This is a genomic window from uncultured Algoriphagus sp. (genome assembly GCF_963974365.1).
GTDB lineage: Bacteria > Bacteroidota > Bacteroidia > Cytophagales > Cyclobacteriaceae > Algoriphagus.
In genome coordinates this window covers 258,350-284,400 of record NZ_CAXBBX010000004.1, presented here as the reverse complement: position 1 = coordinate 284,400, position 26,051 = coordinate 258,350, and the positions used below count along the sequence as shown (strand labels likewise).

Annotated in this window: 17 protein-coding genes; 8 read left to right on the top strand and 9 right to left on the bottom strand. The window is 41.0% G+C overall.

Annotated elements, in window-relative coordinates; translation table 11 throughout:
* Positions 1–5 precede the first annotated feature (5 nt).
* Positions 6–791: a DUF3050 domain-containing protein gene (locus tag AACZ87_RS07515; protein WP_339866091.1), complete on the bottom strand. Its 786-nt coding sequence runs from the start codon at positions 789–791 to the stop codon at positions 6–8.
* Positions 792–1,033: 242 nt separating this feature from the next.
* Between AACZ87_RS07515 and AACZ87_RS07510 the strand changes: the two genes are divergently transcribed.
* Positions 1,034–1,951, top strand: a complete 918-nt coding sequence (locus AACZ87_RS07510; protein WP_339866090.1) for a hypothetical protein — start codon at positions 1,034–1,036, stop codon at positions 1,949–1,951.
* A 21-nt stretch (positions 1,952–1,972) separates the two neighbouring features.
* Here AACZ87_RS07510 and AACZ87_RS07505 read toward each other — a convergent pair whose 3' ends face one another.
* From AACZ87_RS07505 to AACZ87_RS07495, 3 genes are all read right to left on the bottom strand, one after another.
* Positions 1,973–2,818 (bottom strand): metallophosphoesterase, encoded by an 846-nt coding sequence (locus AACZ87_RS07505; protein WP_339866088.1) that lies wholly within the window; start codon positions 2,816–2,818, stop codon positions 1,973–1,975.
* Positions 2,819–2,852: 34 nt separating this feature from the next.
* The gene (locus AACZ87_RS07500) at positions 2,853–3,770 is read right to left on the bottom strand and encodes a helix-turn-helix transcriptional regulator (RefSeq protein ID WP_339866087.1); all 918 of its coding nucleotides are present in this window, start codon (positions 3,768–3,770) and stop codon (positions 2,853–2,855) included.
* Positions 3,771–3,861: 91 nt separating this feature from the next.
* A complete protein-coding gene (locus tag AACZ87_RS07495; RefSeq protein WP_339866086.1) occupies positions 3,862–4,623 on the bottom strand; it encodes an SDR family oxidoreductase in 762 nt (253 codons plus the stop codon).
* A gap of 367 nt (positions 4,624–4,990) precedes the next feature.
* On the opposite strand from AACZ87_RS07495, the gene AACZ87_RS07490 reads away from it, so the two are divergent.
* The 4 genes from AACZ87_RS07490 (at position 4,991) to AACZ87_RS07475 (ending at position 12,894) form a co-directional block, all read left to right on the top strand.
* Positions 4,991–5,995, top strand: a complete 1,005-nt coding sequence (locus tag AACZ87_RS07490; RefSeq protein WP_339866084.1) for a hypothetical protein — start codon at positions 4,991–4,993, stop codon at positions 5,993–5,995.
* The gene (locus AACZ87_RS07485) at positions 5,952–7,724 is read left to right on the top strand and encodes a 6-bladed beta-propeller (RefSeq protein WP_339866082.1); all 1,773 of its coding nucleotides are present in this window, start codon (positions 5,952–5,954) and stop codon (positions 7,722–7,724) included. Before AACZ87_RS07490 ends, AACZ87_RS07485 begins: the two co-directional genes overlap by 44 nt.
* Before the next feature lie 515 nt (positions 7,725–8,239).
* Positions 8,240–11,386 (top strand): SusC/RagA family TonB-linked outer membrane protein, encoded by a 3,147-nt coding sequence (locus AACZ87_RS07480; protein ID WP_339866081.1) that lies wholly within the window; start codon positions 8,240–8,242, stop codon positions 11,384–11,386.
* 32 nt (positions 11,387–11,418) lie between these two features.
* Positions 11,419–12,894 (top strand): SusD/RagB family nutrient-binding outer membrane lipoprotein, encoded by a 1,476-nt coding sequence (locus tag AACZ87_RS07475; protein ID WP_339866080.1) that lies wholly within the window; start codon positions 11,419–11,421, stop codon positions 12,892–12,894.
* A 277-nt stretch (positions 12,895–13,171) separates the two neighbouring features.
* Here the strand turns inward: AACZ87_RS07475 and AACZ87_RS07470 are convergent, their stop codons facing one another.
* On the bottom strand, positions 13,172–15,541 hold the full coding sequence (locus AACZ87_RS07470) for a TonB-dependent receptor (protein WP_339866078.1): 2,370 nt from the start codon (positions 15,539–15,541) through the stop codon (positions 13,172–13,174).
* Between the two features lie 183 nt (positions 15,542–15,724).
* Here AACZ87_RS07470 and AACZ87_RS07465 point away from each other — a divergent pair, with 183 nt between their 5' ends.
* The 3 genes from AACZ87_RS07465 to AACZ87_RS07455 all read left to right on the top strand — a co-directional run bounded on the left by AACZ87_RS07465 (position 15,725) and on the right by AACZ87_RS07455 (position 17,855).
* On the top strand, positions 15,725–16,750 hold the full coding sequence (locus AACZ87_RS07465) for a histidine kinase (protein WP_339866077.1): 1,026 nt from the start codon (positions 15,725–15,727) through the stop codon (positions 16,748–16,750).
* Positions 16,747–17,424: a LytTR family DNA-binding domain-containing protein gene (locus AACZ87_RS07460; RefSeq protein WP_339866076.1), complete on the top strand. Its 678-nt coding sequence runs from the start codon at positions 16,747–16,749 to the stop codon at positions 17,422–17,424. The genes AACZ87_RS07465 and AACZ87_RS07460 overlap by 4 nt, the downstream gene beginning before the upstream one ends.
* 86 nt (positions 17,425–17,510) lie before the next feature.
* A complete protein-coding gene (locus AACZ87_RS07455; RefSeq protein WP_339866074.1) occupies positions 17,511–17,855 on the top strand; it encodes a hypothetical protein in 345 nt (114 codons plus the stop codon).
* Positions 17,856–18,140: 285 nt separating this feature from the next.
* Here AACZ87_RS07455 and AACZ87_RS07450 read toward each other — a convergent pair whose 3' ends face one another.
* The 4 genes from AACZ87_RS07450 to AACZ87_RS07435 form a co-directional block, all read right to left on the bottom strand.
* Positions 18,141–19,301, bottom strand: a complete 1,161-nt coding sequence (locus AACZ87_RS07450; RefSeq protein WP_339866072.1) for an efflux RND transporter periplasmic adaptor subunit — start codon at positions 19,299–19,301, stop codon at positions 18,141–18,143.
* Positions 19,301–23,620 (bottom strand): CusA/CzcA family heavy metal efflux RND transporter, encoded by a 4,320-nt coding sequence (locus AACZ87_RS07445; RefSeq protein WP_339866070.1) that lies wholly within the window; start codon positions 23,618–23,620, stop codon positions 19,301–19,303. The genes AACZ87_RS07450 and AACZ87_RS07445 overlap by 1 nt, the downstream gene beginning before the upstream one ends.
* Before the next feature lie 74 nt (positions 23,621–23,694).
* Positions 23,695–25,074: a HAMP domain-containing sensor histidine kinase gene (locus AACZ87_RS07440; RefSeq protein WP_339866069.1), complete on the bottom strand. Its 1,380-nt coding sequence runs from the start codon at positions 25,072–25,074 to the stop codon at positions 23,695–23,697.
* Positions 25,071–25,739 carry a response regulator transcription factor gene (locus AACZ87_RS07435; protein ID WP_339866068.1) on the bottom strand — a complete coding sequence of 223 codons (669 nt, stop codon included), beginning with the start codon at positions 25,737–25,739 and terminating at the stop codon, positions 25,071–25,073. Before AACZ87_RS07435 ends, AACZ87_RS07440 begins: the two co-directional genes overlap by 4 nt.
* Positions 25,740–26,051 lie beyond the last annotated feature (312 nt).

The following is a 26,051-nucleotide window of genomic DNA, read 5'->3' as shown; positions in this document are numbered from 1 at the left end:
CTGTTTCACACCAGTTCCTCTTCATTGAGTTGCTTAGCAATCCCATCCCAAAGCGAGATTCTTTGCTGAAGTGCTTGCTTGGCAACTTCCAGAGTCTCCTCCCATTTCTGCTCATCATTACCACAGAGTTCGGAGATCATTTTTAAGGACAAAGGCCCATGCTCATCGCCATCCAACTCTATATGTCGTTCCAGATAATATCTCAGTTTATTGTAGTGAACATTCTCTACATCCGCCTGTTTCAAGATCGAAATAAACATATCCGGTATCACATCTTCCCTTCCAAAAGTAAATGCGGAAGCAATTAGATGAGGTTTTTGGGTTGCTATCACTGCAAAAGAAAACTTCACAAATTCTTCTACACTCTCATGTACCTCGACTTCTTCAAATCCTTCGGCAATTCTCATTCCTTCCTGAATATGTTGAACAAATCTTTGGATCTGATTTGTACTTGCTCCTAGCTGAACCATGGCATCTAAGTACATTTCATAATGACTTTTAGGCTCGCCCAATTCATTAATGTCACTTTCCTCTCCGTGAACGATCTCATTGATAAATCTGGCCAGAGTCGGATTTTGGCTAGGAGTCCAAGGAATCTGCACATAGGTCAATTTCATTTGAAGCGCCTTCAGCAATGACATGAAATCCCAAACTGCAAAGGCATGGTTTTCCATGAAAAGTCTGATATCATCAAGATTCTGAAGGTTACTATAAAGCGGATGATGCTGCAATTGGCTTCTCAAGCCAGAGATTTCTTGCTCTATATGAGCAATTCTATTCGTGTTAATCATGTTTTCCTTTTCGGTGAGAATTTCGATTTGGCATCAAACCATACGAAGCAACTCATCTATTTGGATGCAAAACTGATAAAAATCGGGAAGAGTTTAGCACTTGCAGAAGAAACTATTGAGCTGTACTTTAAATAAACAAGGCTCAAAAGAAGTACATTCGATTGTAAAAAAAAGGTCACTACCCCCTATTAATCAATTATTTAAACTAACAACTAGTAAATTAAAGCAGTCCTACACTAGGCATGAAACTCCGACTATTCTCTCTGATATTTCTCCTTTCTCAATACAGTTTCTCCCAATCTGTCCTAAAGTTTGTTAATGCCAGCTCCGGAGAACCCATGTGTGGGTTTTACTCAAACGTCTATAAAAATGGTAACAGCTTTGCTACCTGTGGAGGAACAAATGATGAAGGATTCTTGAAAATCAACGTTTATGATTTGGACTCCACAGCTACCTATCAACTAAGTGTAAACAACATCAAATATGAACCTATTTGGAAAGAAATCGACCTTACAAAAAATGACACTTTACTGATTCCTATCCATGAAAATGACTATTACATCGGTGGATCAAAGAATTTTATTGCTCAGGGTTGCAGTAGCTATTCTTTCGCGAACTATGAACCCAAAGAAGTACGTAGTCTCACCGAATTACCGGAAAACATCAATAAAAAAGTAGCTGAATATTTATTGAAAAGAGTAGGCACACAAAACTTTTCTGACTTTACCCTAATCGGCGGACAGCTAATTGAACTTGATGAATTTAAAAAGAGATATCCACGAGAGAACCCAAAAACAGCGTACTACCTATGCTTTAGTTATAGAAACTTAGCTGCAGGAATATCCATGTATCCCTCTAAAATTGAACTTGGTGAAACTGGTGAGGTAATTAAAGATATAGGCTTCCCTAAAACAGATGAAAAAGTAGAATTAATCAGTCTGTCAGAAATCAGAAATATCGCCCTCAAGGATGGGTATTTCAAGCCAGATACCACTCAAATAGCAATGACCTATTTTTCAAAAAGCAATCGTTTAGTCTGGAAATTTGTCAATAATATTTTCTATGAAGACTATACCTCTTTGACTGAAAACATATTCTACGATGCCCATAATGGAGGTTTTATTCGAAAAGATTCAAATAGAAGTCAATGGATTTATTAAAAAACACCTTTCCATATTACGTTAAGTGATTTGCTCCAGCTCAAACAACGTTATCTCTGGCCTCACATTGAGCCGTACTTGCCAGAGGTGACCAATCGCGCGGTTGATATACAGGGTTCGACCATCTTTCAGGTCTATTTCCCCAGATGAATAGGATGGGTTTTTCACAGGCAAGATCGGCGGGTCTAGAAATGGCGGTCTCACTTGGCCTCCATGGGTATGACCAGACAAAATCCAACTCTGGTAATCATTCCAAAAGTCCAAATCACAGACATCTGGGTTATGACATAAGACCAAAGAAGGTTCAGAAAAATCAACTTGATTCAGTATTTGTTTCGGATTGAAGTTCAACCCCCAATAATCATCCAGACCAATTATCGTCAATCCCTTCACCTCAGCCTTCTCATTGGAAAGCACTTGAATCCCCTCCTGCTCTAGCTGAGAAGTGATCTGATCTGCCACTTCCTGCTCAGACCAGTTTTTCCCATAATCATGATTCCCAAGAATCCCGGCAGTGCCGAGCTTTCCTTTGACGGCATGAGGCAAGACTTCTGCCAATTGGCTAAACTGTCGCTCATCCTCATAGCTGACAAAATCTCCTGTGTAAACCACTAAATCAGGTTCAAACTGCTTCGCCTTCTTGAATGAATCTATGATGTACTGGTAGTCAAACCTATTTCCAATATGAATATCGCTGATCTGCATTAGCGTCTTTCCCTTCAATTCATCGGGTAGATTTTTGATAGGCATTTTTTTCTTTACAAACTCAAGCCAAAAAGGCTCAACCTGCCAAGCGTAAAGTCCAGTCCCTACTCCTATCCCTGCTGCTCCGATGAGTGTGTTTCTGATGAATTTTCTTCTGCTCATAAATGGAAGGGCGTTGAAATGCTAAAAATTAAACCTAATTAAAAGACTCCCGAAAAGCCAGTGGAGAAAGATTGGTTTTGCTCTTGAACAGTTTACTAAAAGACTGCGGGTGCTCAAAACCCAACTCATATGCGATTTCACTAATTGATAACTCCGTAGTGGAAAGTCTTTCCTTGGCTTTAGCAATCAGCTTTTCATGAATGTGGTTTTGAGTGCTCTGCCCAGTAAGTGACTTGAGGGAATTGCTCAGGTAATTGGGAGAGACATTAAGCGAATCTGCCACAAACTGAACAGAAGGAAGACCTTCCTTGTTTTCTCCTTCAAAAAACTCATCCAAGACCGCTTCCAGACGGGTCAGCAACGAATGGTTTTCTTTTTTGCGGGTGATAAACTGCCGCTCATAAAAACGTTCCGCATAATTGAGAAGGAGCTCAATCTGGGAAATAATGATGTTCTGACTAAACTGATCAATATTCGCCTGATATTCCTGCTGTATATTCTGCATGATCTCGGCAATGGTTTTTTCTTCCTTTTCAGAAAGAAAAAGCGCCTCTGTCAAGGAGTAATCAAAAAATGAATACTGCTTAATCCGCATTGCCAAAGCTGTATTCCAAAGAAAATCAGGATGGATCAGCAAAATCCATCCTGAAGGTTTTTTATCCGGCTCACTCTCCACATACTTGACATTCAACAGTTGGTTCGGAGCAAAAAAAGACATCAATCCCTCGTCAAAGTCATAGTCTAATTGGCCATAGCGGAATTTTCCTGGAACATCTTTTTTAATGGCAATAGAATAATAAGATTGTAGCCAAGCAATTTGATCATGCTCAGGAAAATGCTGCACGGTGCTGTAATCCACCAAACTCACCAATGGATGCAGCGGTGGACGCAGCCCCCTAAGCTTATGAAACTCAGAAATTGAGTTGATCTTAATTATTCTTTTGCTTTCCATTTTTGTTGGTTTTTATCGTGGAATAACCTTTCTGTCTGTGTGTCGCAGACAAAAAGGTTATCAAATGTCCTGAGTCACATAGACCATAATTCTAGAGAAAAATCCCTCCTGAAACTTCAATACGCTGGCCATTGATCCAGCGGGAATCTTCTGAGCAAAGGAAAGCGACCACTCCACCGATATCTTCAGGCTCACCTACCCTACCAAGTGCTGTAGCTCCTGCTACGGCAGCTCTTTTTTGTTCATTAGTTTTGTTTTCACCTCCTCCAAACTCAGTGGCAATCGCTCCAGGAGCAACCACGTTTGCAGTGATTTTACGTGAGGCTAGTTCCTTTGCCAAATATCTGGTAAACACATCTACCCCACCTTTCATTGCGCCATAAGCTGATGAATTAGGAAAACTGAATCTGGACAATCCAGAGGAAATATTGATAATTCTACCTCCATCAGCAAGCAAAGGCACTGCTTTTTGGGACAAAAAGTAAACACCCTTCAGATGGATATTCGCCATTTCGTCATACTGCTCTTCGGTAGTCTCCAAGAATGGGACATATAAACCCGTTCCAGCATTATTGATTAAGTAGTCAAAGTTCTCTCTCCCCTTTTCTGCTTTTAGGTATTCAGACAACTGATTAAAGAATTCATCAAACCCTTTCACCGCAGAGGTATCCAACTGAAAGACTTTCCCAGTTCTTCCCAACTTCTCTATTTCAGCTACCACCTCATCCGCGGCTGTTTTATTTGTATGATAGGTGATCACCACATCATTCCCCTTTTTGGCGAGGTTGATTGCCATATCTCTTCCGAGGCCACGACTTCCACCTGTCACCAATGCAATTTTACTGTTCGTCATAATCTTTGGTTTTTGTTTCTACAAATCTCCCTCAAAATCAGTTCAGCCACTTAGCCATATCTATGGATCACGTAGCCAAAATTCAGGAGTAACACATTAGGAGAATACCTAGTAGACACAATAGATACTGGTAAGTAAAGTAAAAGACACCTTAAGCGGCTAATCAATTAACTTTCTGGGATTTCAACTAGGGAAAACTTATATTTAGTAGTGAATTCTCTAGAAGCAAAGAAGTTATAGACCAAAGTGTACTTTTCAAACTGCTACAAACCTTATTGCAATACCTTGCAGCGCTATTTGGGATCACTTTTTCTAAGCTGAATTTTTCAATTATAGTGTCCAAATATCCACATTTGACCAAAAACCTATGATATCCTTAATTCTTCCATTTCTACTAGCCCTACTCAATTTTTCCAACCCTAAAGACATTGTAGTAGAACACGTATATCTAGATCGTATCAATGCTTCGACTATAGCTGACCAGGTCCAAACCTTTGAACTGAACAAGGACTATATCAATATTAGGCATATGGTGATTAGCAAGGATTATTACTTAATATCTCCTGGGGAAGAAAAGTCAAAAGGATTTGCTACTTCAATAGCTAAATTGGATAAATCAGACAAGTTTATAAAGGAGATTTACCGCTCCAAAGAAGGAGGTATCATCCAAGATCTTGCCTATGATCCTTCGAAAAACACACTATTCATAGCGCATAAAAATAGGATTGTAACCATTAACCTTACCGATAATTCCTTAGAAAAGGAATTTAAATTTGATAGAAGTATTCTCGGCGCAAAGATATTTAACAATAAACTTTACGTTGCGAGTTTAGAAGTCTTGGAAAAATCAAAAAGCTACTTTTTAGAATCTTACGACCCTTCAAGCTTAAAGCTTATAAAGCTTGAAAAAGAAATGAAATACAAAGCCGAAAACAACAATTCTTTTTACACTTCCAGACACCCTTCTTTATCAACCCATGATAACAACTTATTAATCTCCATGGGAGAAGTTAATGAGATTTACTCTTCCTTTGATGGTTTCAAAGAACCGATAATAAACTTCAAAAACATCTACAAAAACAGACCAGCTGATGGTAATATCATATTTTCATTGAGACAGGGCATGGTTGGGAAATTTGCTACTACTGGGTTCAGGTACAGAAATAATTGGTATGTATATTTTTATGATTTGAAAGACAACAAACAATACCTAAGCAAAACTGGCGAAAGCTCCGGGTTTTATGATGACATAAATAATTCTGGCTACCTCACTCCTCTTTTTACTAATTCAAATGAATACCTGTTTTCCTATAAAAGAACCAGCTCAAATGATCCGAAAATCTCAGTTATTTTATTTAAGATCAAGTCTTAAGCTCGTACTTCTTTTTATTCTAGGTTGCTCTTCGCCAGAAGATAAAGGAATTAAAGCTTTTGCTGTTACCAAAGAAACTGAATCAGAATTTAAGCTTTCTGAGATTGCAAAGTCAGTTGAATACATCTCTCTGGAAACAAATGATTCTTCCTATTTGAGTTTAATTCAAGAGGTAAAATTCTACAAGGATAGACTCTATGTGGTAGACTTCCCTGGACGAATCCTTGTATTTGATAAGTCCGGAAAATTTATTCAACAAATAGGGTCTGAAGGAGAAGGACCAGGCGAATTCTATAACCTCTCTTCTTTTGTGATTGATAAAGATTCAGAAACACTGTACTTGGCTAGCGGCAGAAGGCTGATTACCTATACCTTGGACAATGAATACATAGCTGAGAAAAGCTTTCCTTTTTTTATTGATTACATAGAGATAATTGACAAAAATCTGAATCTAATAGCTGCGAATGATGGAGTAAAAGCTGGAGACAAATTTGTAAATCAGCGTTCCATATATAAGGTCAATTCCGAATTGGCTATTGTGGATTCAATCCCCCTATTGCGTGTTGAGATGAATGAAGCTATAGGAGCAATCTATCCGTATAAGAATTACATTTCGAACATTGAAGGAGAAAATTATATTTATACTCCAGTTCTTTACAATGAAAGCGTCATTAGAGACACACTATTTAGGATAGAGGAAAGAGTACTGAATCTTGGTTTTGACATCAATATTGCAGGAAGTTCTATAGGTCAGCCAGGCAGTTATTTGGGTACAGAAGCCTTTGGACATACAGGTGGAAATAAATCAAGGGCAGTTCCCGGTTTGGAAAAGTACCATGGTCAGGACATTTTTCTAACTGAGGCATTGACGCTAGAAGCAAATGCAGCTATCACACAAGCGAAGGAAGAAGGAAAACCTTTCTTTCTTAACATGGCGCATTATGCAGTGCATGCTCCATTTTATTCTGATCCCCGCTTTGCGGAAAAGTATAAAGACTCCGACAAGCCGGAAAAAGCTCAAGCCTACGCCACGCTGATAGAAGGAATTGACAAATCTCTGGGCGACATCATGCAGCATGTGAAGGAGCTAGGATTAGGAGAAAACACACTGATACTATTTTTGGGAGATAACGGATCGGATGCACCCCTGCCAATAGAAAATGACTACAGCAGTTCCACTCCGCTAAAAGGCAAAAAAGGAAATCACTGGGAAGGTGGAATGCGGGTTCCTTTCATCGCTGCTTGGGTCAGTCCAGAAAACAATTCCCCAAGGCAGCAAAAACTACCTATCGCCCAAAATGCAATTCAGGAACAAGTTGGAACCATCATAGATCTGTTTCCTACCATTTTAACATTGGCAGACATTCCAAATCCCGAAGGACATCTCTTGGATGGTTTCCCGCTTCAACCTCAGTTCAATGCTGAGCAAAACACGAGTAGAGACGAGGTATTTTTGAATCATTTCCCACATGGAAATCACCGCTCCAATTACTTTACCAGTCTGGTAAAATCCGAATGGAAAGTAGTCTATCATTATCCCGTTGAGGGCGAAGCTGCTTATGAGCTTTTCAACCTGAAAGCTGATCCTTTTGAAATGGAAAATCTAGCTGAAAGCAATCCAGATCAGCTAAAGCTTATGATGGAAACTTTAGTAAATGAAATGAACGAAAAACAGGCACTTTATCCCAAAAAAAATGGGCAGGTTTTGGACCAGGTGATACCAAAATAAAAGATAAAACAAGGTTCTACTTCCATCCAATTGGTCTTTGCTGGATAAACTATAGCATAATAGGACAAGCTTACTCTTAAAAACATGACAACGAAATAACCCCATCTTCTAAGTAAAGAGCTTTTTTTAAGTGTTCAACTACGGTTCTCAGATAAAGCATTATCTATTTATTAAGAAAAAATAATCATACCGTGTAGCCTCAGCTCAAAACTTAATACGCATTTCTAACTAGTGTTTGCTACTTATTCGATTCTTTCACTTTTCAAAACGAAAAAGTTGCCTGAAATCGAGTTTTATGGGCCTTCTATGAATTGAAACATAGGCATAACAAGGCATCATATTATCAATTTTTTAATTCTCGGATTTTTATAATAACAAATTGAAAACCTTCTTTTTAGACTATCCTTTCACTACTTAAATACTTTTGTGCTCGATATCAATAGCGAACCAAAACAGTTGTTTACTTATTGACTATCAATTATTTAATGTATTCATCAATCATTTAACCACAGAAAATGAAGAAGACTTTTACAGTTTTTGCTTTCTTGACTTTGCTCCTACCAACTGTCCTGTTGGCACAGGTACAAATTACAGGTAAAGTATCAGACGAGACAGGACTAGGACTCCCAGGAGTAACGGTATTAGTAAAAGGTACTAATAGAGGAACTGTTGCCGATTTTGAGGGCAACTATACTATCATGGCTGATGAAAGTGCCACGCTCGTATATAGCTTCATCGGGTTCGAAGCTCAGGAAGAAACGATCAACGGAAGAAGCATCATCAATATCACGCTGGCAGAAGACAGCAAATCACTGGATGAAGTAGTAGTAACTGCAATCGGTATCAAGCAACAAAAGAAAAAGCTTGGATACGCTACTCAGGAAGTACCAATGGACGTAATAGCCGAAGCTTCTACACTTAATCTTGGCAACGCACTTTCCGGCCAAATAGCTGGTCTAACCGTAACAAATCCTACGGGAATGTTTCAGTCTCCTTCCTTCAGCTTACGTGGCAAAAATCCACTTATTGTCTTGGATGGAGTTCCTGTTGAAACTGACTTTTTTGATATTTCACCGGAAAACATTGAAAGCATCAACGTATTGAAAGGTGGATCTGCATCAGCACTGTATGGCGCCAGAGGAAAAAATGGAGCAATCCTAATTACCAGAAAAAATGCAAGCAAGGACGGTTTAACTGTAACCGCAACCACTAATAATATGGTGACGGCAGGTTTTACGGTCTATCCGGAAACTCAAACCGAATACGGAAACGGCTCCAATGGGAAGTATGAATTCTGGGATGGTGCTGATGGAGGTATCTCAGATGGAGATATGATCTGGGGCCCAAAGTTTGAACCTGGCGTACTCGTTCCTCAGTGGAATAGCCCAATTCGAAATAAAAACACAGGAGAAACGGTCGACTGGTATGGTAGCGTAACCGGAACTGTCTATGATGACAAATCTCTTTATGAGCGTGTGCCTACCGAATGGAAGCGTCATGACAATTTGAATGATTTCATGAGAACCGGAGTAGTCACTAAAAATGATATTTCCATAGCTTACCAAGGTGAAAAAGCACAGCTGATGTTCTCGGCAAACTATGCCTACCAGCAAGGACAAGTTCCTAACACCTCAGTAAATACCGGCGGATTTAACTTCAATTCCTCTTTCAAAATAAGTGAGAAGATCCAGTTGGACGCTACTTTGGGCTACAACAAAGTTTACTCTCCAAACTATCCGCGTTATGGATACGGCCCTAAAAATCACATGTACACCATTCTTATCTGGATGGGAGATGATGTGAATGGTGCTGACTTAAGAGATCACATGTATGTGCCCGGATTAGAAGGATATCGTCAAGCTAACTACAATTATGCCTGGTACAACAATGTTTATTTCGCAGCAAATGAGCTAAACCAAGTTCACAATAGAAATGTAATGGATGGCAAGCTAAAACTGAAGTATCAGATTTTGCCTAACCTCTATATCCAAGGAAGGATTTCAGCTCGTCAGAAAACACTTTTTGAAGACATGCAAAGTCCTAAATCCTACATGAACTACGGGGATTCTCGTAATGGAGACTACAAATTCTGGAATGATGATCAGTTGAATCTTGATACAGATTTCCTGGCGGCCTACAACAAAGATTTCAATGAAAATATCGGTTTGACAGTCAATGCGGGAGCTTCCAGCTTCTACAGAAGTTATAAGCAAGCTTACTCCTCTTCTGATGGATTGATTGTTCCTTATGTGTATAGCTTAAATAATACCCAAGGGCCTGTTCAGGCATCTAATTATTTGGAAGAAAAAGAAATCCGAAGTGTGTACGGAACCGTTGGTCTTGATCTTTGGCAATCATTCTTCCTGAATGTAAGCGCGAGAAATGACTGGTCATCCACCTTGCCGGAAGTCAACAATTCGTATTTCTATCCTTCAGCTTCCGTAAGTGCGATAGTTTCAGAATTTATGAACCTACCAAAAGCCATAGATTACATCAAAATATATGGTTCCTGGTCGGAAGTTTCAAGTGATTTGAGTCCTTACAGTATCTATTCAGCATATAATAAAGGCGTGACTTATGGATCGACACCTTCGGTGACCTATTCTTCCAGCCTTGTAAATCCTGAAATCATGCCTCAAAAATCAACCACTTTTGAAGCGGGTTTGTCAACTTCTTTTGCTCAGAAAAGAATCACTCTAGAAGGTACTTATTACAGAATTCTGGATGAAAATCAGATCATTGATTTAAGCATTTCTGAAGCTTCTGGATTTACTTCCAGAAAAGTCAATGGCAACGAATACACTACCAATGGTTTTGAATTGATGTTGAGCTATGCAGCTATTCAGAGAGAGAAATTCTCTTGGAACATCGGAGCCAACTGGACCAAATTTGAACGAAAAATCACTGGCATATATGGTGATGATGAGAAGTTTGGGAATTTAAAAGTAGGCGACAGAGCTGATAGCTATTACGCTACCGTATGGCAGAAAAGCGCCGATGGACAAGTAATCTTGGATGCCAATTCAGGAATGCCAACAAGAGACCCGTTTCCTACTAAGATCGGCCATTTGGATCCATCTTGGAGATTTGGTATCCAAAACCAGTTTAACATCAACAAATTCAGAATTGCAATGGACGTAGATGGCGCTTGGGGCGGTTTGATCAGATCACTTACCATCGAGAAAATGTGGTGGGGTGGCAAGCACCCAAATTCTACAGAATACAGAGATGCAGAATATGCTGCTGGCCAACCAGTGTTTGTACCTGAAGGCGTAGTGGTAACTGGTGGAGAATTAGTGAGAGACGTAAATGGAAATGTACTTTCTGACTCCAGAGAATACACTCAGAACACTACTGCTGTAAGCTGGCAAACTTGGTCTCAGACCTATCCATACAGAGCACAAGTCACTGTAGATGAGAATGAGAAATTTGCAAATGTGTACGACCGCTCTTACCTCAAACTGAGAAGATTATCTGTGACTTATGACTTGATGAATATCATGCAGTCTAAGAAAATCAAAAACCTAGATTTGACACTTTACGGTTACAATCTGCTCGTACTGAAAAAGTTGCCTTACCTAGATCCTGATTTTGGGAATGACGACAACCTTCAAGACCCTTCCTCTCGCTATGTTGGGATGACTTTGAAAGCTGTATTTTAATTGAAAACCAGTCAGATAAACACTAGAATAAAATGAAAAATATATTAGTTATACTGTTATTATCGATTGTGTTTTTTTCCTGCTCGAATTTGGAGGAAATGAACATCAACCCAAACCTTCCGACTGAAACTCACCCTCAACTTCTTTTGACCAATGTAGAGTGGGATGCTTTCAGAGCGAACGGAGGCACTTCTCCCCTCTATGCTCAGAAAATGCTTGTGCAGACTGATGGAGAAAACTCCAATCAGTATTATAAGTGGGATAGAGGAAGCTTTGGACCATACTCAGTATTGAGAAATGTGACCAAAATGATCCAAGAAGCTGAACGTATCAACGAGCCTTCTTATGTCGCACTTGGCAAGTTCTTCCGAAGCTATTATTTCTATAACTTAACCATGAGCTTCGGAAATGTACCATACACCGCCGCACTGAAAGGTGAATCAGAGAAAGGCTATTCGCCAGTATATGACGAGCAGGAACTAGTCTTCAAAGGCATCTTGGCAGAATTGGCTGAAGCTGAAACTATCCTTGCAAATGAGAATACAATCATCGCAGGTGACATCATTTACAGTGGAAATATTCTTTCCTGGAGAAAACTGATCAATGCTTTTCGTCTGAAGGTTCTATTGACCCTTTCGCAAAAGTCCGGATCTAGTTCCATCGACTTTAGCGAATTCAACTCCATTTATACGAATAGTCCGTTGATGGAAAATGAAACCGAAAGTGGGCAATTGGTATTCTTGGATCAGCAAAACAACCGCTATCCGGACTTCAACAGTAGCGGATTCAGTTCTGGAATGTACATGGACTCTACTTTTATCCAAAGACTTCAGGTGCGTAAAGATCCAAGGCTTTTCATCTACTCTACTCAAACTAAATCTGCCAAGGAAGCTGGAAAGGCGATTAATGATTTCTCTGCTTATGAAGGTGGAGATCCTGCTGCTCCATACGGAGAGGTAAATGAAAAAGCGACTCGAGGTGATGTATCCAAAGTAAATGACAGATACCATAGAGATCCGGTAAATGAGCCTTACAAACTATTGGGCTATTCCGAACAACAGCTGATTTTAGCTGAGGCTGCTGTTCGTGGATGGATCAATGCAGATGCTGAGATGCTATACGAAGAAGGCGTAAAAGCTTCTTTCATGTTCTACGAAATGTATTCAGAAGAGTATAGCGGCTATGTAGATGCTGAAGCAGCTATGGTGTACTTAAGTGAGCCAATGAACGATTTCTCAAAAGCAACGACTGAGAATGAAAAAGTTGAGCTAATCATTATGCAGAAATACCTACAGTCATTCTTCCAGTTGCAGTGGACATCTTTCTTCGATCATCACAGAACGGGCTTCCCAACTTTCAGAAGACCAGAGGGTGTGACCGTTCCATACAGATGGATCTATCCACAGTCTGAGTATAATTACAATGCTGATAATGTCAGCTCTGCTATAGAGAAACAATTCGGGTCTGGCAATGACAACATTCACGAAATGACCTGGTGGATTAAATAAATCAAATTCATTTTTTATAAAAGAGGACTTTCGCTTCCTTGAGCGAAAGTCCTCTTTTTTTTATTCTCAAAACATAGATAAGAATCAAGCTCATCCTCATCAATATCCAAAGCCTAAGTAAACTCTATGCTACGCTAAGTCAACTTCAAAAAGCTCTATGAAACTCAAGACAACTAAAAAACCCAAGCCCACACGAGCTTGGGCTTTTACTTGTAACCCAATCTATGAATTTTTGCTTTTCACTCCTGTGGCCTACATCACAGTAAGTAAGTTCTAGTTAGAATCTTTTTCCTCCGCTAAACTCCATGGCTTCTCCCTTGCCAAATCCATAGCTCACCCCCAAAGTCACAAAGCGCCCTCTCTGGCGGTAACTGTACTGGTAGAAATCAGGATTAAGTGTTTCACTTTCGGATATCCTCGAAGCAAATACATCTCGCACACTTAGATTTACGATGACTTTACCCTTGATTATTTTCTTACGTAGGCCTATATCCGCCATGGCATAGCCACTGATATTTCGCTGAAATGTCTGATAAGAAGATCGGTAATCACCGACCAGCTCCAAGGAGAAATCCGCCGGCAAATCAAACTTATTAGTCAGGCGCCCAGTCCACTGGTTCGATTGAAAACCGAAAGGCGTGGACTCATAAGTCCCCGATCTGTCGAAATAATTATAATTGAAATCGGCACTCAAAGACCACCAATCTGCAGGAGTCATTTTACCATTGACCTCCAAGCCAGTGACATTATTAGTTCCGATATTCATAGGCTTAGTAATGTTGATTCCATCTTCAAGAACCGTCACATCCTCCACCGTCTGCGTGATGTAGCGATGATACACTGAGGCGCTCAGCGAAAATAATGAATGATCATAAATACCCGTCACCTCATAGCTATCCGTGTATTCAGGCAACAAATCCGGATTACCTGTAGATACACTGTAAGTGTTTCGGATATTATAAAATGGATTCAGGTCAAAGAATCTTGGTCGGGAAATTCTTCTGGAATAGCCTCCTTGTACAGAAAAGGTTTTGGCTACTTTATAGGAAGCATGAACAGTAGGAAACAGGTTGGTGAAGTTCCGATCATTCTCCTCATCCGTTTCCTCCAGCTGAGTATGAATATCCGTGTTTTCCATTCTCAAACCCAACTTCAATCCGAATTTATCTGCTTCATAAGCTCCCGTCGCATAGATTCCCAGCACTTTTTGCTTATAAAGGAAATTATTGGAGAGCTCCGGAATGACTACCCAAACGCCAGATTCTAAGGCAGAAATAGCATAATCATTTTTCACTTCTTGGATAAAATACTGTCCACCTGTTTCCAAAGTGAATTTCTCAGCAAATGGTTTGGTGTAATCTGCTTGGAAGGTGTATTCTGCCTGACTGAAATCATTATCGCTCAATTGCTCCCCCGACTGGGCATCCTCTCCAAAAGAAGGGCTGTTGATGAAAGTGGAAGATTGGTCTTTTGCAAAGGAGCTTCCTATCGCGCTTAGTAGGAGAAAATGATCCTCTTCTTCGGAGAAGTCACTTTTGTACTGCATTTCGTACTGCCATTTTGGATTGGTCGCTTCGGTTTTTTCATTCCTTTGCCAACCTGCCAAGCTCATTCCCTGTCCATCAAATGTGCTGAAATCACCAATTGAACTTTCAGATTCCCCCTCGAATGCATAATTACCCGATACTGTAATGACGTTTCTATCATTGAAGTAGTAATCAGTTCCTAGAATCAAGTTGAAAAAGTTCTCATTCTTCTCCACCTCACCTACACTTTGCACTTCTGCTCCTGTTTCTGAATTTCTATTGAGCGTTTCAAAATCCTCAGGCATGGTTCTCTTGCCCACTCCTATTTGGCTAAACAAGTTAAATTTCTCCGTACGCTTATTCAGACTAAAGCCCAAACTGTGATTGTTGGGTACTCCGGTATTCAGAGTGACAGAACCGTTCACTCCCTTTTTCTCCTCCTTTTTCAGGACAATATTGATAATTCCCGAAGTTCCTTCTGCATTGTATTTGGCTGAAGGGTTGGTCATGACTTCCACCCGCTCGATCATATCAGCCGTCACCGTACCCAGTGCATTTCCTCCGTCGCTAGTCAGAACAGAAGGTTTGCCGTTGATCAAAACCTGCACTCCTCCAGTACCTCGAAGGAGAATTTGCCCCTCTATATTCACAGTCACAGAAGGTACATTATTCAAGACATCCAGCGCACTGGCACCCGTACTGCTCAGATCCTGTCCCACGTTAAAGACGCGCTTGTCCAATTGAAATTCAGTGGTGGATCTTTCAGCCTGCACGATCACCTCGTTCATCTGCTTCGTGTCTTCTTCCAGAGAGATTGTCCCCAGATTGACTTTATTATTCACGACTTTAATATCCTTGATCTGCTGGCTGATAAAACCTATAAAACTAACCTCCACAGAAAAACTCTTGCTCTCCGTGGATAACAGAAGAGTGCCATCGATAAGCGTAGTAGTGCCGGCTATCATCTGTCCGGAAGCTTCATCCAGGAGTTTAATAGTAGCGAATTCGATAGGACTTTGGCTCTTGGCATCTACTACTTTTCCGGTAACTTCTATACCTTGTGAGTAGGCGGAAGTTGTTCCCAGTCCAAAAAATAAGATCCAAATAAGTGCGCGTTTCATAGTATAACAAGATTATTTAGCTCAAAATTGGGGAGTAAAAGTTGCCTAAAAAAATATAACCGATGAACGACCAGACTTTCCCGACAAACTACAAATAGCCAAATTCCTTGTTGTTTGTCGGTAAAATATGACTGTTTATCGACTTGATTCTTTATTAATGTTTTTGAGGAGTTAATTTGATTTATGGATAAAATCGCAACCCAACGTAAGTCTGTAAAAATGGAATGGATCTTCCAGATCATCATCCACCTACTTGTGTTCCATTTTGTGATTATGGATCATGAAAAGGGGCAGTTGAGATACGAGCTTCATTGGTACCAATTGTTTTTTTTCATCAACTACGTCTGGGCAAATCTGCTGATCAGTTACGTGTTTTTACCTAAGTTTTTTTACAGAAAAAAGTACCTACAATTCGGATTATACACCTTCATTGTCCTTGTAGGAGTTTTGTTCATTGAAGAATTTTTGCTCGACCCATATGTTTTCCCAGGTACAAGAATGGCGGATTTCAAGGGAGTGCTATTAAGTAGCGGAAAAATTCTATCAGTATTGGTTGCTCTGGCAGGGATGAAAATCGCCTGGGATGCTACCCAAAGACAACGGGAACTGGATGAGCTGAAAGTGATGGTGAAGGAAAGCGAGCTATCCTATCTGAATTCTCAGATCAACCCTCATTTCCTATTCAACAATCTTAACAACCTCTATTCGTATGCAGTAGAGCAATCTACTAAAACTCCTGAAATCATCCTAGGACTGAGCGGCGTGCTTCGCTACATGCTCTATGAATGCAGGGAACCTACTGTCCTACTCAGCAAGGAAATAGAACATCTTCGCAATTTTATACAACTCTATGAATTGCAAATAGAGGGAAGAGGAACAGTGGAGTTTGATACAGAAAACATAGCCGAAGAATACCAGATTTCACCCTTGATACTGAGTGTTTTTGTGGAAAATGCATTCAAACATAGTCAGTCAGGGCAGTCTGATCAAATCAAAATAGCTTTATCCATCACAGTGAATGAGAACGGGGAGTTGACTTTCATTTGCCACAACAATTACTTCCCAATGGATTCTCCTATGAAAGGAATTGGTCTTGAAAACGTGAGGAAAAGACTCAATTTGCTTTATCCTGAGCAATATGAATTGAAGATAAATCAAGCTGAAGAGGAGTTTTTCGTCACACTAAAAATTAAACTTAGCAAGGCATGAGGTGTATCATCGTAGAAGATCAGCAACCTGCCCAGCGAATACTTAAGAAATACATAGCCGATATTGGTTCAATGACACTGGTGGGCACTTTTGGTGATACTTTTCAAGCTATGGATTTTCTTCAGAACGAATCGGTGGATCTGATGTTTTTGGACATTAACCTACCCAAACTATCCGGTATTTCTTTTCTGAAATGCCTCTCAGATAGGCCGCAAGTGATTATGACCACCGCCTATTCGGAGTATGCACTCGATGGATATGAGTTAGATGTGGTGGACTATCTGTTAAAACCTTTCTCTTTTGAGCGATTTGTGAAGGCCGTAGGAAAAGTGAGAAGAAACAGTGAGATCTCAGGTGAATCTAAAAAAGAACATTTCATCAAGATAGGCTATGAACATATCCGTATTGCTTTTGATGACATCATTTACCTTGCCGCCGATGGTGACTATTGTGAGGTATGTCTTGCAGACAAAAAGCACCTTTCCTCTGAACCAATGAAAAAGTGGTTAGAAATATTGGATGCAGGAGAGTTCTACAGGATTCATAAATCCTACGTAGTGAACAGCCAAAAAATAATCAAACTCAGTGGCAATCAAGTTCATCTTCTCGATGAAATCGTTCTTCCTATCGGCAGAACTTATAGGGAAGAGTTTATGGAGAGATTTCTGAAATAGAAGATCATCTCAACTTTTTGACCTAATTTTTAGTACTATTCATATATGAAATCCAACCTGAGGCAGTCAATTCAAAATCGTATCAGATGAAAACATGTATTTCAATTTTGCTATTATTCCTCCTTTTATCCTCATGTGATAAAGAGGATATGCCTCACAAAGAATTTAGAGTTATTGTCGAAAGCACATCTGACATTTCCTGCAGTCTTCCGATAATCAGATTTCTAGATAAAGAAGCCGAAGTAAAAGCTCAGACCGGCTTGGAGACATTAACTTATAATGCCTATCACCTTGACAATTCGCTCAATGTAGTTGGGAATTCTTTATTAGTCGAATTTACTGAAGTCCGAGATGAGGATCTCCTTGCTTGCTTAGCCATTGGAATTAGCTATCCTGGTATTGCTATTACGAATGCTAGACTAGCGAATTGATTACCTTCTGCCTCGGTCTGTGTCGCACAGACCGAAACTTTGGACTCAGCATTGAATCAGTAATTTCCATAAGGTCAAAAATTATCATCAACTGATTTTGGCGAAACCTTCATTCAGGATTGAGGTCAATTCTGCCAAATCAAAAGAACATCAAAAATTCAAAACACCTCAGGTTTAAACCCGAGGTGTTAAATTTATCGGCCTAACAGAACTCTTTAAACTAATCCTACTAGAAAAGCTGACTTCTCTGTTAGTCCACCGCGAACTCTATGGTGATTTAAAACATCAAGGCAACAAATTAAATCCACCCTTCGTCAAGATTACCGTATTCTCATCCAGCTCTTCATTCGGCAAGAGCTCGATCATTCCGTCATTTTCGAGACCAGTTTCTACTACTATTTTCTCAATTTTGAATCCGGAATCCGCCTTTTCACGCTGAACAAGCACATAGCTAGCACCTTCAGAAACTACCACAGCGGTCGTAGGAACTACCCAGGCTTCTTTAGGATCTTTGATCAGCTTTGCTTCCAAAAACATCCCCGGAACCAAAAAAGCTTCCTCTTCTTCCTCAGGCAAATGCGCATGAATATTAATCTGCCTCTCATTATTGATAGATTGTCCAACAACAAAAACTTCAGCTTGCAATGTTTTTCCTGGCATATCCGGAATAGTCACCAATACCTTCTGGCCCTTATGGATACTTCCCGCATCCTTCTCAAAAACAACCAGCTCTATATGCAAATGCTCCTTACTGATAACCGTCATCGCTTTACCACCCACAGCCAAAAAGGCACCTTGCACCAAATGTATCCCATCTACAAAACCTGAAATTGGGGAAAGCACCGGCACTTTGGAACGGATATTCTCTGGCTTCAATTGATCTGCATTGATATTGATCAGCGCCAACTGACGCTTCAAACTCTCCGCCTTCGCTTTGGTCGCCTGATAATCGGCCTCTGCTTTTAGGTAGTTTTTCTGCGAAGAAATTTTCTCTCCGAATAGTGTCTTCTGACGCTCATATTCTTCCTTAAGATAATTCAACTGGCTATTTGCCTCTAGAAACTCCTGTTGCAAGCGGATGAAATCTGTGTTTTCCAAATAAAAAAGTACTTCTCCCTTTCTCACGGGTTCTCCTTCCCGTTTATTCAAGCCACTCACATAGCCACCGAAATACGCGGAAATCTCCTGAATTCCCTCCACCGGAACTTTGACCATCCCCTGCACCGAGAGTCCCTCAGAGAATTCCTGCAACTGGGGGCTCCCCCATGACATTCTCATCGTTTCAAATTGCTTCTGTGAAACGGAAATAAAAGGCCCAGTGGATGTTCCTGCTTCTAACTCCACACCTTCGGCTTCAGATTCTCCAGAACCTGCACATTGAAAGAAGAGAAGACTGGAGGCCAAAAGCGTAGCATTTAGCAATAATTTTATAGGGAAATTCTTCATCAGTTCAAAAGATAGTTGATGTCCAAAATAGTTTGTTGATACGCAAATTTGCTTTGCAGGTATTGAAGGGTGATCGTCCTGGAATTCTCCATCAGCTGCACATACTGAAGAAAATCTATTTCTCCTTCTTGGTATGATCGCTGCGCTTGCTGGAGAATTTGGAGAGAAAGTGTTTTGCCCTCTGCCTCATAATAGCTGATGACCCGGATGTTCTGATCAAGTTGCCGGTGCAATTGCTGGGCTCGACTTTCCAGCTGATTTCTGTATTGCTCAGCTTCAAGCTGGATTTTCTCCTGTTGAAACTCCGTGCTTCTCACTAGTGATTTTTGTGCTCCAAAAAACAACGGCAGTGAAATTCCAGCCTGAAATCCTGGATAAACTTTCGCATTTGCACCAGGATTTGTCCCTCGAAAAACCTCTAAATTGATATCAGGCAGTAGTTTTCGCTTCTCGGCTTGTACCTGATAAACTGATTGACTTAGGGCGCTTTCATAATATTCCACACCTGGATGGGCAGACCAATCTTCCATCAGAGAAATGTCCAAGTCAATTGACTCATCAGAGAGCACCAAATCTCCCTCCCAATTCATCAGGAGCTTCAATTTATCCATTGCCATGAGGTAATTTTCATTTGCCTCACTTCCCTTGAGACCGATTTCCTGTCGCTTTCCTTCGGCTGTCAATTTCTCCAGGTAGTTACTTTCACCAGTTTCAAATTTCCGCGTGGCAGCTCTGGCAAATTCGGCATAAAGTGAATCTAGGTAATCGTAATTCTCCATCAATTCCTGCCAATATTTCACCTCAAGAAATCCTTTACTAATCTCTCCTTCCAGCTTTCTTTTTTGCAATTCAAATTGATTGAGTTGCATTTCAGCACCCGCTTCCAAGACATTTTTCTGAGCTCCATAGAGCGTCGGAAAGGCCATGCTTTGACTCAATCCCCACTTCCGGTTATAGATTCCATTTTCGGCGATGTCATTTTTATCTTCAGCATAATAGACACTCGTCTTATCCAGATTCCAGCCCTGCCCGATCTTCTCATTAGCCATCTCCAGTGATTTATCCGCTGCCTGAAGATGAAGATTCCGCTCCATTCCTATTGCCACTGCCTGTTCCAAAGTCATTGGCGTTTCCTGTGCCAGCGAAGCAAAAGAAATCATAAAGAGTAGCACTACGGATGAGAGCACTTTTTTGGAAGGCGAAGGGGCTGATTTACTCCTAAAGAGCACATACAAAACAGGAAGAACGATCAAAGTCAGAATAGTGGCTGAAATCAAACCTCCCACAACTACTGTAGCTAGCGGTCTTTGCACCTCTGCTCCTGCAGAATTGGAAATCGCCATTGGCAAAAAACCAAGTGCTGCAGCAGAAGCCGTAAGTAAAACTGGCCTCAAACGCTCCTTCGCTCCCTTGATCACAAGGTCTTTGATGGAAATGTAGTGTGACTCCATGGATTTGAAATGTTCGATAAGTACGATTCCGTTGAGTACGGCGATGCCGAAAAGAGCTATAAAACCTACTCCAGCCGAAATACTGAATGGCAAATCTCTCGCCCACAACAGCAGCACGCCACCAATTGCAGACAGTGGGATAGCTGAGTAGATCATCAATGCATCCCGAGTCGATGAAAAGGCAAAATAAAGAAGTACAAAAATCAAGAATAAGGCAATCGGAACGGCGATCATCAGCCTGTTTCTAGCTTGTTGTAGATTTTCAAATTGACCGCCATAATCTACTCGGTAGCCTTCCGGAAGTTCTATTTCATTAGCAACGATGGCCTGAATATCATCCACTACAGATTGCAAATCGCGGTTTCTCACATTCACACCGATTACCACACGGCGATTGGTATTGTCTCTGGAGATTTTAGCCGGTCCTTTGGTATAACTGATCGTCGCCAGCTCAGACAGAGGCACCGAACCACCATTCGGGAGCTGGATCGAGGCCTGCTCCAAGTGCTTAATATCCTTGCGGAATGGCTCAGCAAATCTCACTACCAAGTCGAATTGCTTTTCTCCTTCAAAAACTTTCCCAGCACTCATTCCGGCAAAACTCATTGTCACCACCTCATTCAGATCAGAGATATTTAATCCAAACTTTGCGATTTTACCTCTATTGTATTCGATCTTCATCTGTGGAAGACCGTCTACTTTTTCCAAAATAATATCTGCAGCTCCTTCTACTCCTTGAATAGCAGCTTCGATTTCTTCGGCAGTTTCCAAAAGAACATCCAAATCCTCCCCAAAAACTTTGATCGCCAAATCTGCACGAACCCCCGTAATCAGCTCGTTGAAACGCATTTCTATCGGCTGGGTAAATTCGTATTCCATGCCAGGAATCACCTCCAGCGCTTCTTTGAATTTATCCGCCAGCTCATCTTTAGTCTCTACCGTAGTCCATTCTGACCGAGGCTTCAGCGTCACGATCACGTCACTTTCCTCCATGGACATAGGATCGGTTGGGATTTCAGCTGCCCCAATTCTTGTTACCACCTGGTTTACTTCCGGAAATTCCTTCAGAATTTTCTCTATCTCCGTGATGGTTTCCACCGTATTTGTCAAGGATGTTCCTGTTTTCAAAAATGGTTGAATCACAAAATCCCCCTCGTCAAGTGTAGGCACAAACTCAGAACCCATGGTGGAAAAAATCAGGATGGTTCCCACGAGCATACCAAATGCTGAGATCAAGACAATTTTCGCATGATCTAGCGCCCAGGTGATCGCCGGTTCATACACCTTATTTAAGCCATTGATTATTCGTGTAGATATATTCTTAGGACCAGGAGGTGTAGTTTTCAGGAAAAGCGCAGATACTACCGGCACATAGGTCAAGCCTAGAATCATCGCCCCAATTAATGCAAAGGAAAAAACCTCAGCCATAGGACGGAACATTTTGCCCTCCACACCTGTCAGTGACAGTATCGGAATAAATACGATGATGATAATAATCTGTCCAAAAACCGCAGAATGCATCATTTTGGATGCTCCGGTGAAAGAGATCTCATCTTTCTTTCTCTGACGCTCCGCCTTCGAAAGACTCGCTAGTTGATGATCAGCTCTAGTAAATTGGAAGGCAATAAACTCCACTATAATCACTGCTCCATCGATGATAATCCCAAAGTCAATTGCACCCAAGCTCATTAAATTGGCATCAACTCCAAAGATGTACATCATGGAGAGCGCAAAAAGCAAACTCAGTGGAATCACAGAAGCCACTACCAAGCCTGAACGGAAATTCCCAAGCAATAACACCACGACAAAAACCACAATTAGGCAGCCCAAAATCAGGTTCTCAGAAATTGTAAACGTTGTCTTTCCGATCAATTCTGAGCGGTCCAAAAATCCATTGATCACAATTCCTTCAGGAAGGGAAGAATTCATCTCTTCCAATCGCTCTTTAACCCGATCTATCGTTCCCTTGGAATCAGCACCCTTTAGCATCATTACCTGACCAAGTACTTTTTCGCCTTCGCCATTGGCGGTGATTGCACCAAACCTATTCGCATGACCAAAACCCACTTCTGCGATATCACGGATATAAACTGGAGCGCCATTTCTTACTTCTACTACTATATTCCCAATATCCTCCAGGCTCGACACAAGTCCTTCTCCCCGGATAAAAAAGCTCTCATTCGTCTTTTCTATATACCCACCTCCGGCAATAGAATTATTTTTTTCCAGTGCATGATACACCTCAGCGATGTCAATCTGCATTCCCTTCAATCGCTCAGGATTGATAGCAACTTCATATTGCTTCATAAAGCCGCCCCAGGTATTCACTTCTACCACACCTTCTATCCCGGACAGTTGTCTGCGCACTACCCAGTCTTGGATCGTACGTAGCTCCGTGATGCTGTATTCGTTTTCGTAGCCAGGCTCCACATCTACTACGTACTGAAAAATCTCGCCTAGTCCTGTAGAAATCGGCCCCATGATAGGAGTTCCAAAACCAGCTGGAATACTTTCCTCTGCTATCTTTATTCGCTCAGCTATGAGTTGACGCGGGAGATAACTCCCCATGTCATCTTCAAAAACTATCGTCACCACCGAAAGTCCAAACTTAGAAATAGAGCGGATTTCCACCACCCCCGGAAGATTCGCCATCTCCAACTCCACAGGATAAGTCAGGTATTTTTCCACATCCTCTGTCGCCAGATTTCTGGAAGTAGTGATCACCTGCACCTGATTGGTCGTGATATCCGGTACTGCACCTATGGGAAGATTGCTCAATGAATAGAGTCCAAATCCTATCCATGCGGCTATAAAAATGAATATGATGAGCTTGTGCCCAATACTCCACTGAATAATTCGATCTAACATGGGGAGAGTTAAAATTGAATTACAAAAATGGCTCTAAGGCTTTGCATAGCCTGAAAAACTCCCTTAAGATTGGCTTAAATCTCAGTGCTGAAAACCAAGCGAAACGTACTTCCTTTCCCCGCTTCACTATCCACTTCTACCTGAATATCTGACTCGAGCGCAAGTTTTTTGACGATTGTAAGCCCAAGCCCAGTACCCTGAACCAGGAATGTAGCATCACTTGATTCTCTGTAAAAAGGATCAAAAATCTTATCCAATGACTCCTGCGCTATCCCTCTCCCCTCATCTATGATCTCCAAAAAAGGTGCGCCTTCATGAACCCCGACTTGCAGACAGATCTTACCACTGGGCGCGGAATACTTGATAGCATTCTGGATAAGATTACTCAGGATCATCTGAAGCGATTTCTCATTGACAAGTGTGTAAAATGGTTTTGAGAAATTGGTATGAAAAGTGACTTCTCTTCCAGATTCTTTCTCTACCTGCTGCCCAAAATTCTGGGCAAAAGAAACCAAATCCACTTCCTCCCTACTCATTTTACCTTTACCAACTCTAGCAAGCATCAGCAATTGATCGATCATCTCAGACATGCGGTCTATGCTGGCCAATGCCATTTTCACCTTTTCAATATATTCCTCAGCAGTCCTAGGCTTACGAATCAACACTTCCAAAGTGCCTCGCATTACAGCCAAAGGAGTTCTCAATTCGTGAGAAGCGTCAGAAGTGAATTGTTTCTCACGGATCAAAGACTGCTCCAACCTGGCCAACAAGTCGTTGATCGAGCGAGTGAGTTGGGCAATTTCATCATTTGGCTCAGCGACGGGAATACGCTCATTGAGGTTGCTTTGGGAGATGAGATTGGTCTTCTGGATGATTTGCTGAATAGGCAGAATACTCTTACCCGCCAAAAACCGCATGGCTAAAAACAAGGATAGCAAAATCCCTGGGTAAAGAATCAGTAGAATATTCCTGAGGTTGTTGAGCAATTGTCTCGCATCTTCAAAAGATTTCGCCACGAGCATATATCCTTCTTGCTTTCCTCCATGATTAAGCGGAATCTGCATCTGACGCACTTCTCTATTACCGGTTTTCAGCGTCCAAGCTTCATCACCTTTTGCTCTATCCGGGTAAAAACTCAAGTGGTTTTCACTAAGATTTGGTGACCTATCCATAGAAACACCTTGCATATCCACAATTTCTATAAAAATAGGATTGAGCTGGATCTGGCTATGCTCCTGTTCCAGCCATTCGTCTTTGTGCACAAATCGAATCTCTCCATTCACCAGAAATATCTGCCCCACATGCTTATCCGTTTCTAATTTCAGCTCTCTGTCTATGCTTTGGATGACAGTAAAGTCCACCACCAAATATATGATCGCAAAAACTACAAGCACGATCAATGCCGTGACTAAGGTCAACCTGCGCGCTATCCGTTCTTTGTAAGAAATACTCATAGATCCTTAGCGATATAGCCTATTCCCCTCACCGTTTGAATGTAATCTTCGTTGGTATTGAAACGAAGTTTTTTCCTGAGGGAGTTCATGAATACATCGATTACTCCCGTGTTATATTCAAAATGAATGTCCCAAACATCCTCAATGATTTGTGTACGTCGGCAAACTTGATTCTTATTTTTCATCAGGTATTCCAGCAAGGCAAACTCCTTTTGGGTTAACTGGATCTCTTCTTCCTCTTTGAAAACCTGATGTCGATCTGTGAAGAGCACAATGGGTCCGAGCGAATATTTCTGCTCCGAACTGCCTTTTGCTCTCAGTTGCACTCTTATTCTAACTAATAGCTCTTCGAAATGAAAGGGCTTTTTGATGTAATCATTCGCCCCAGACTGCAACCCCATGATCGTTTCATCTACTGTATCCTTTGCCGTGAGGAAAATAATAGGAGTATCAGCGAATTGCTTTCTGAATTCCAGGCAAACCTCAACACCGCTTTTCAGCGGTAACATCCAGTCTAAGAGCAAAAGATCATATTCGCCGCTCAGTGCCATTTGTAGACCCTGTTCGCCATTCACAGCGATATCCACAGAATAGGACTCCTCCTCTAAGCCTTGTTTTAAAAAGCTGGAAATCCCGGGTTCATCTTCTACAACTAGAATTCGCATGACTATTTTTTTACCAAAGAGTTCACAAAGGTCGCGCAGAGCACAACTTGTATTAATTAGCCTTCCGTGGAACTGATCATTAATTGTAATCTCATCCCCCTTTGTCAAGCCAGATTTTGTTTAATTACTATGCAAAAGTTAGCAATTCAATCTAAGGTCGGTAATTCTGAGGCTTAATATTCTCTTAAAGTTTTGGAGGCAATTCAAAAGCAATTAGGGATAATGCGGAAAATGATTAGCAATAAAAGGGCTGTACCAAAAGGCACAGCTAAAGAACTTATTTAATTAAAGCTACCTATAGTCAGTCCCTAA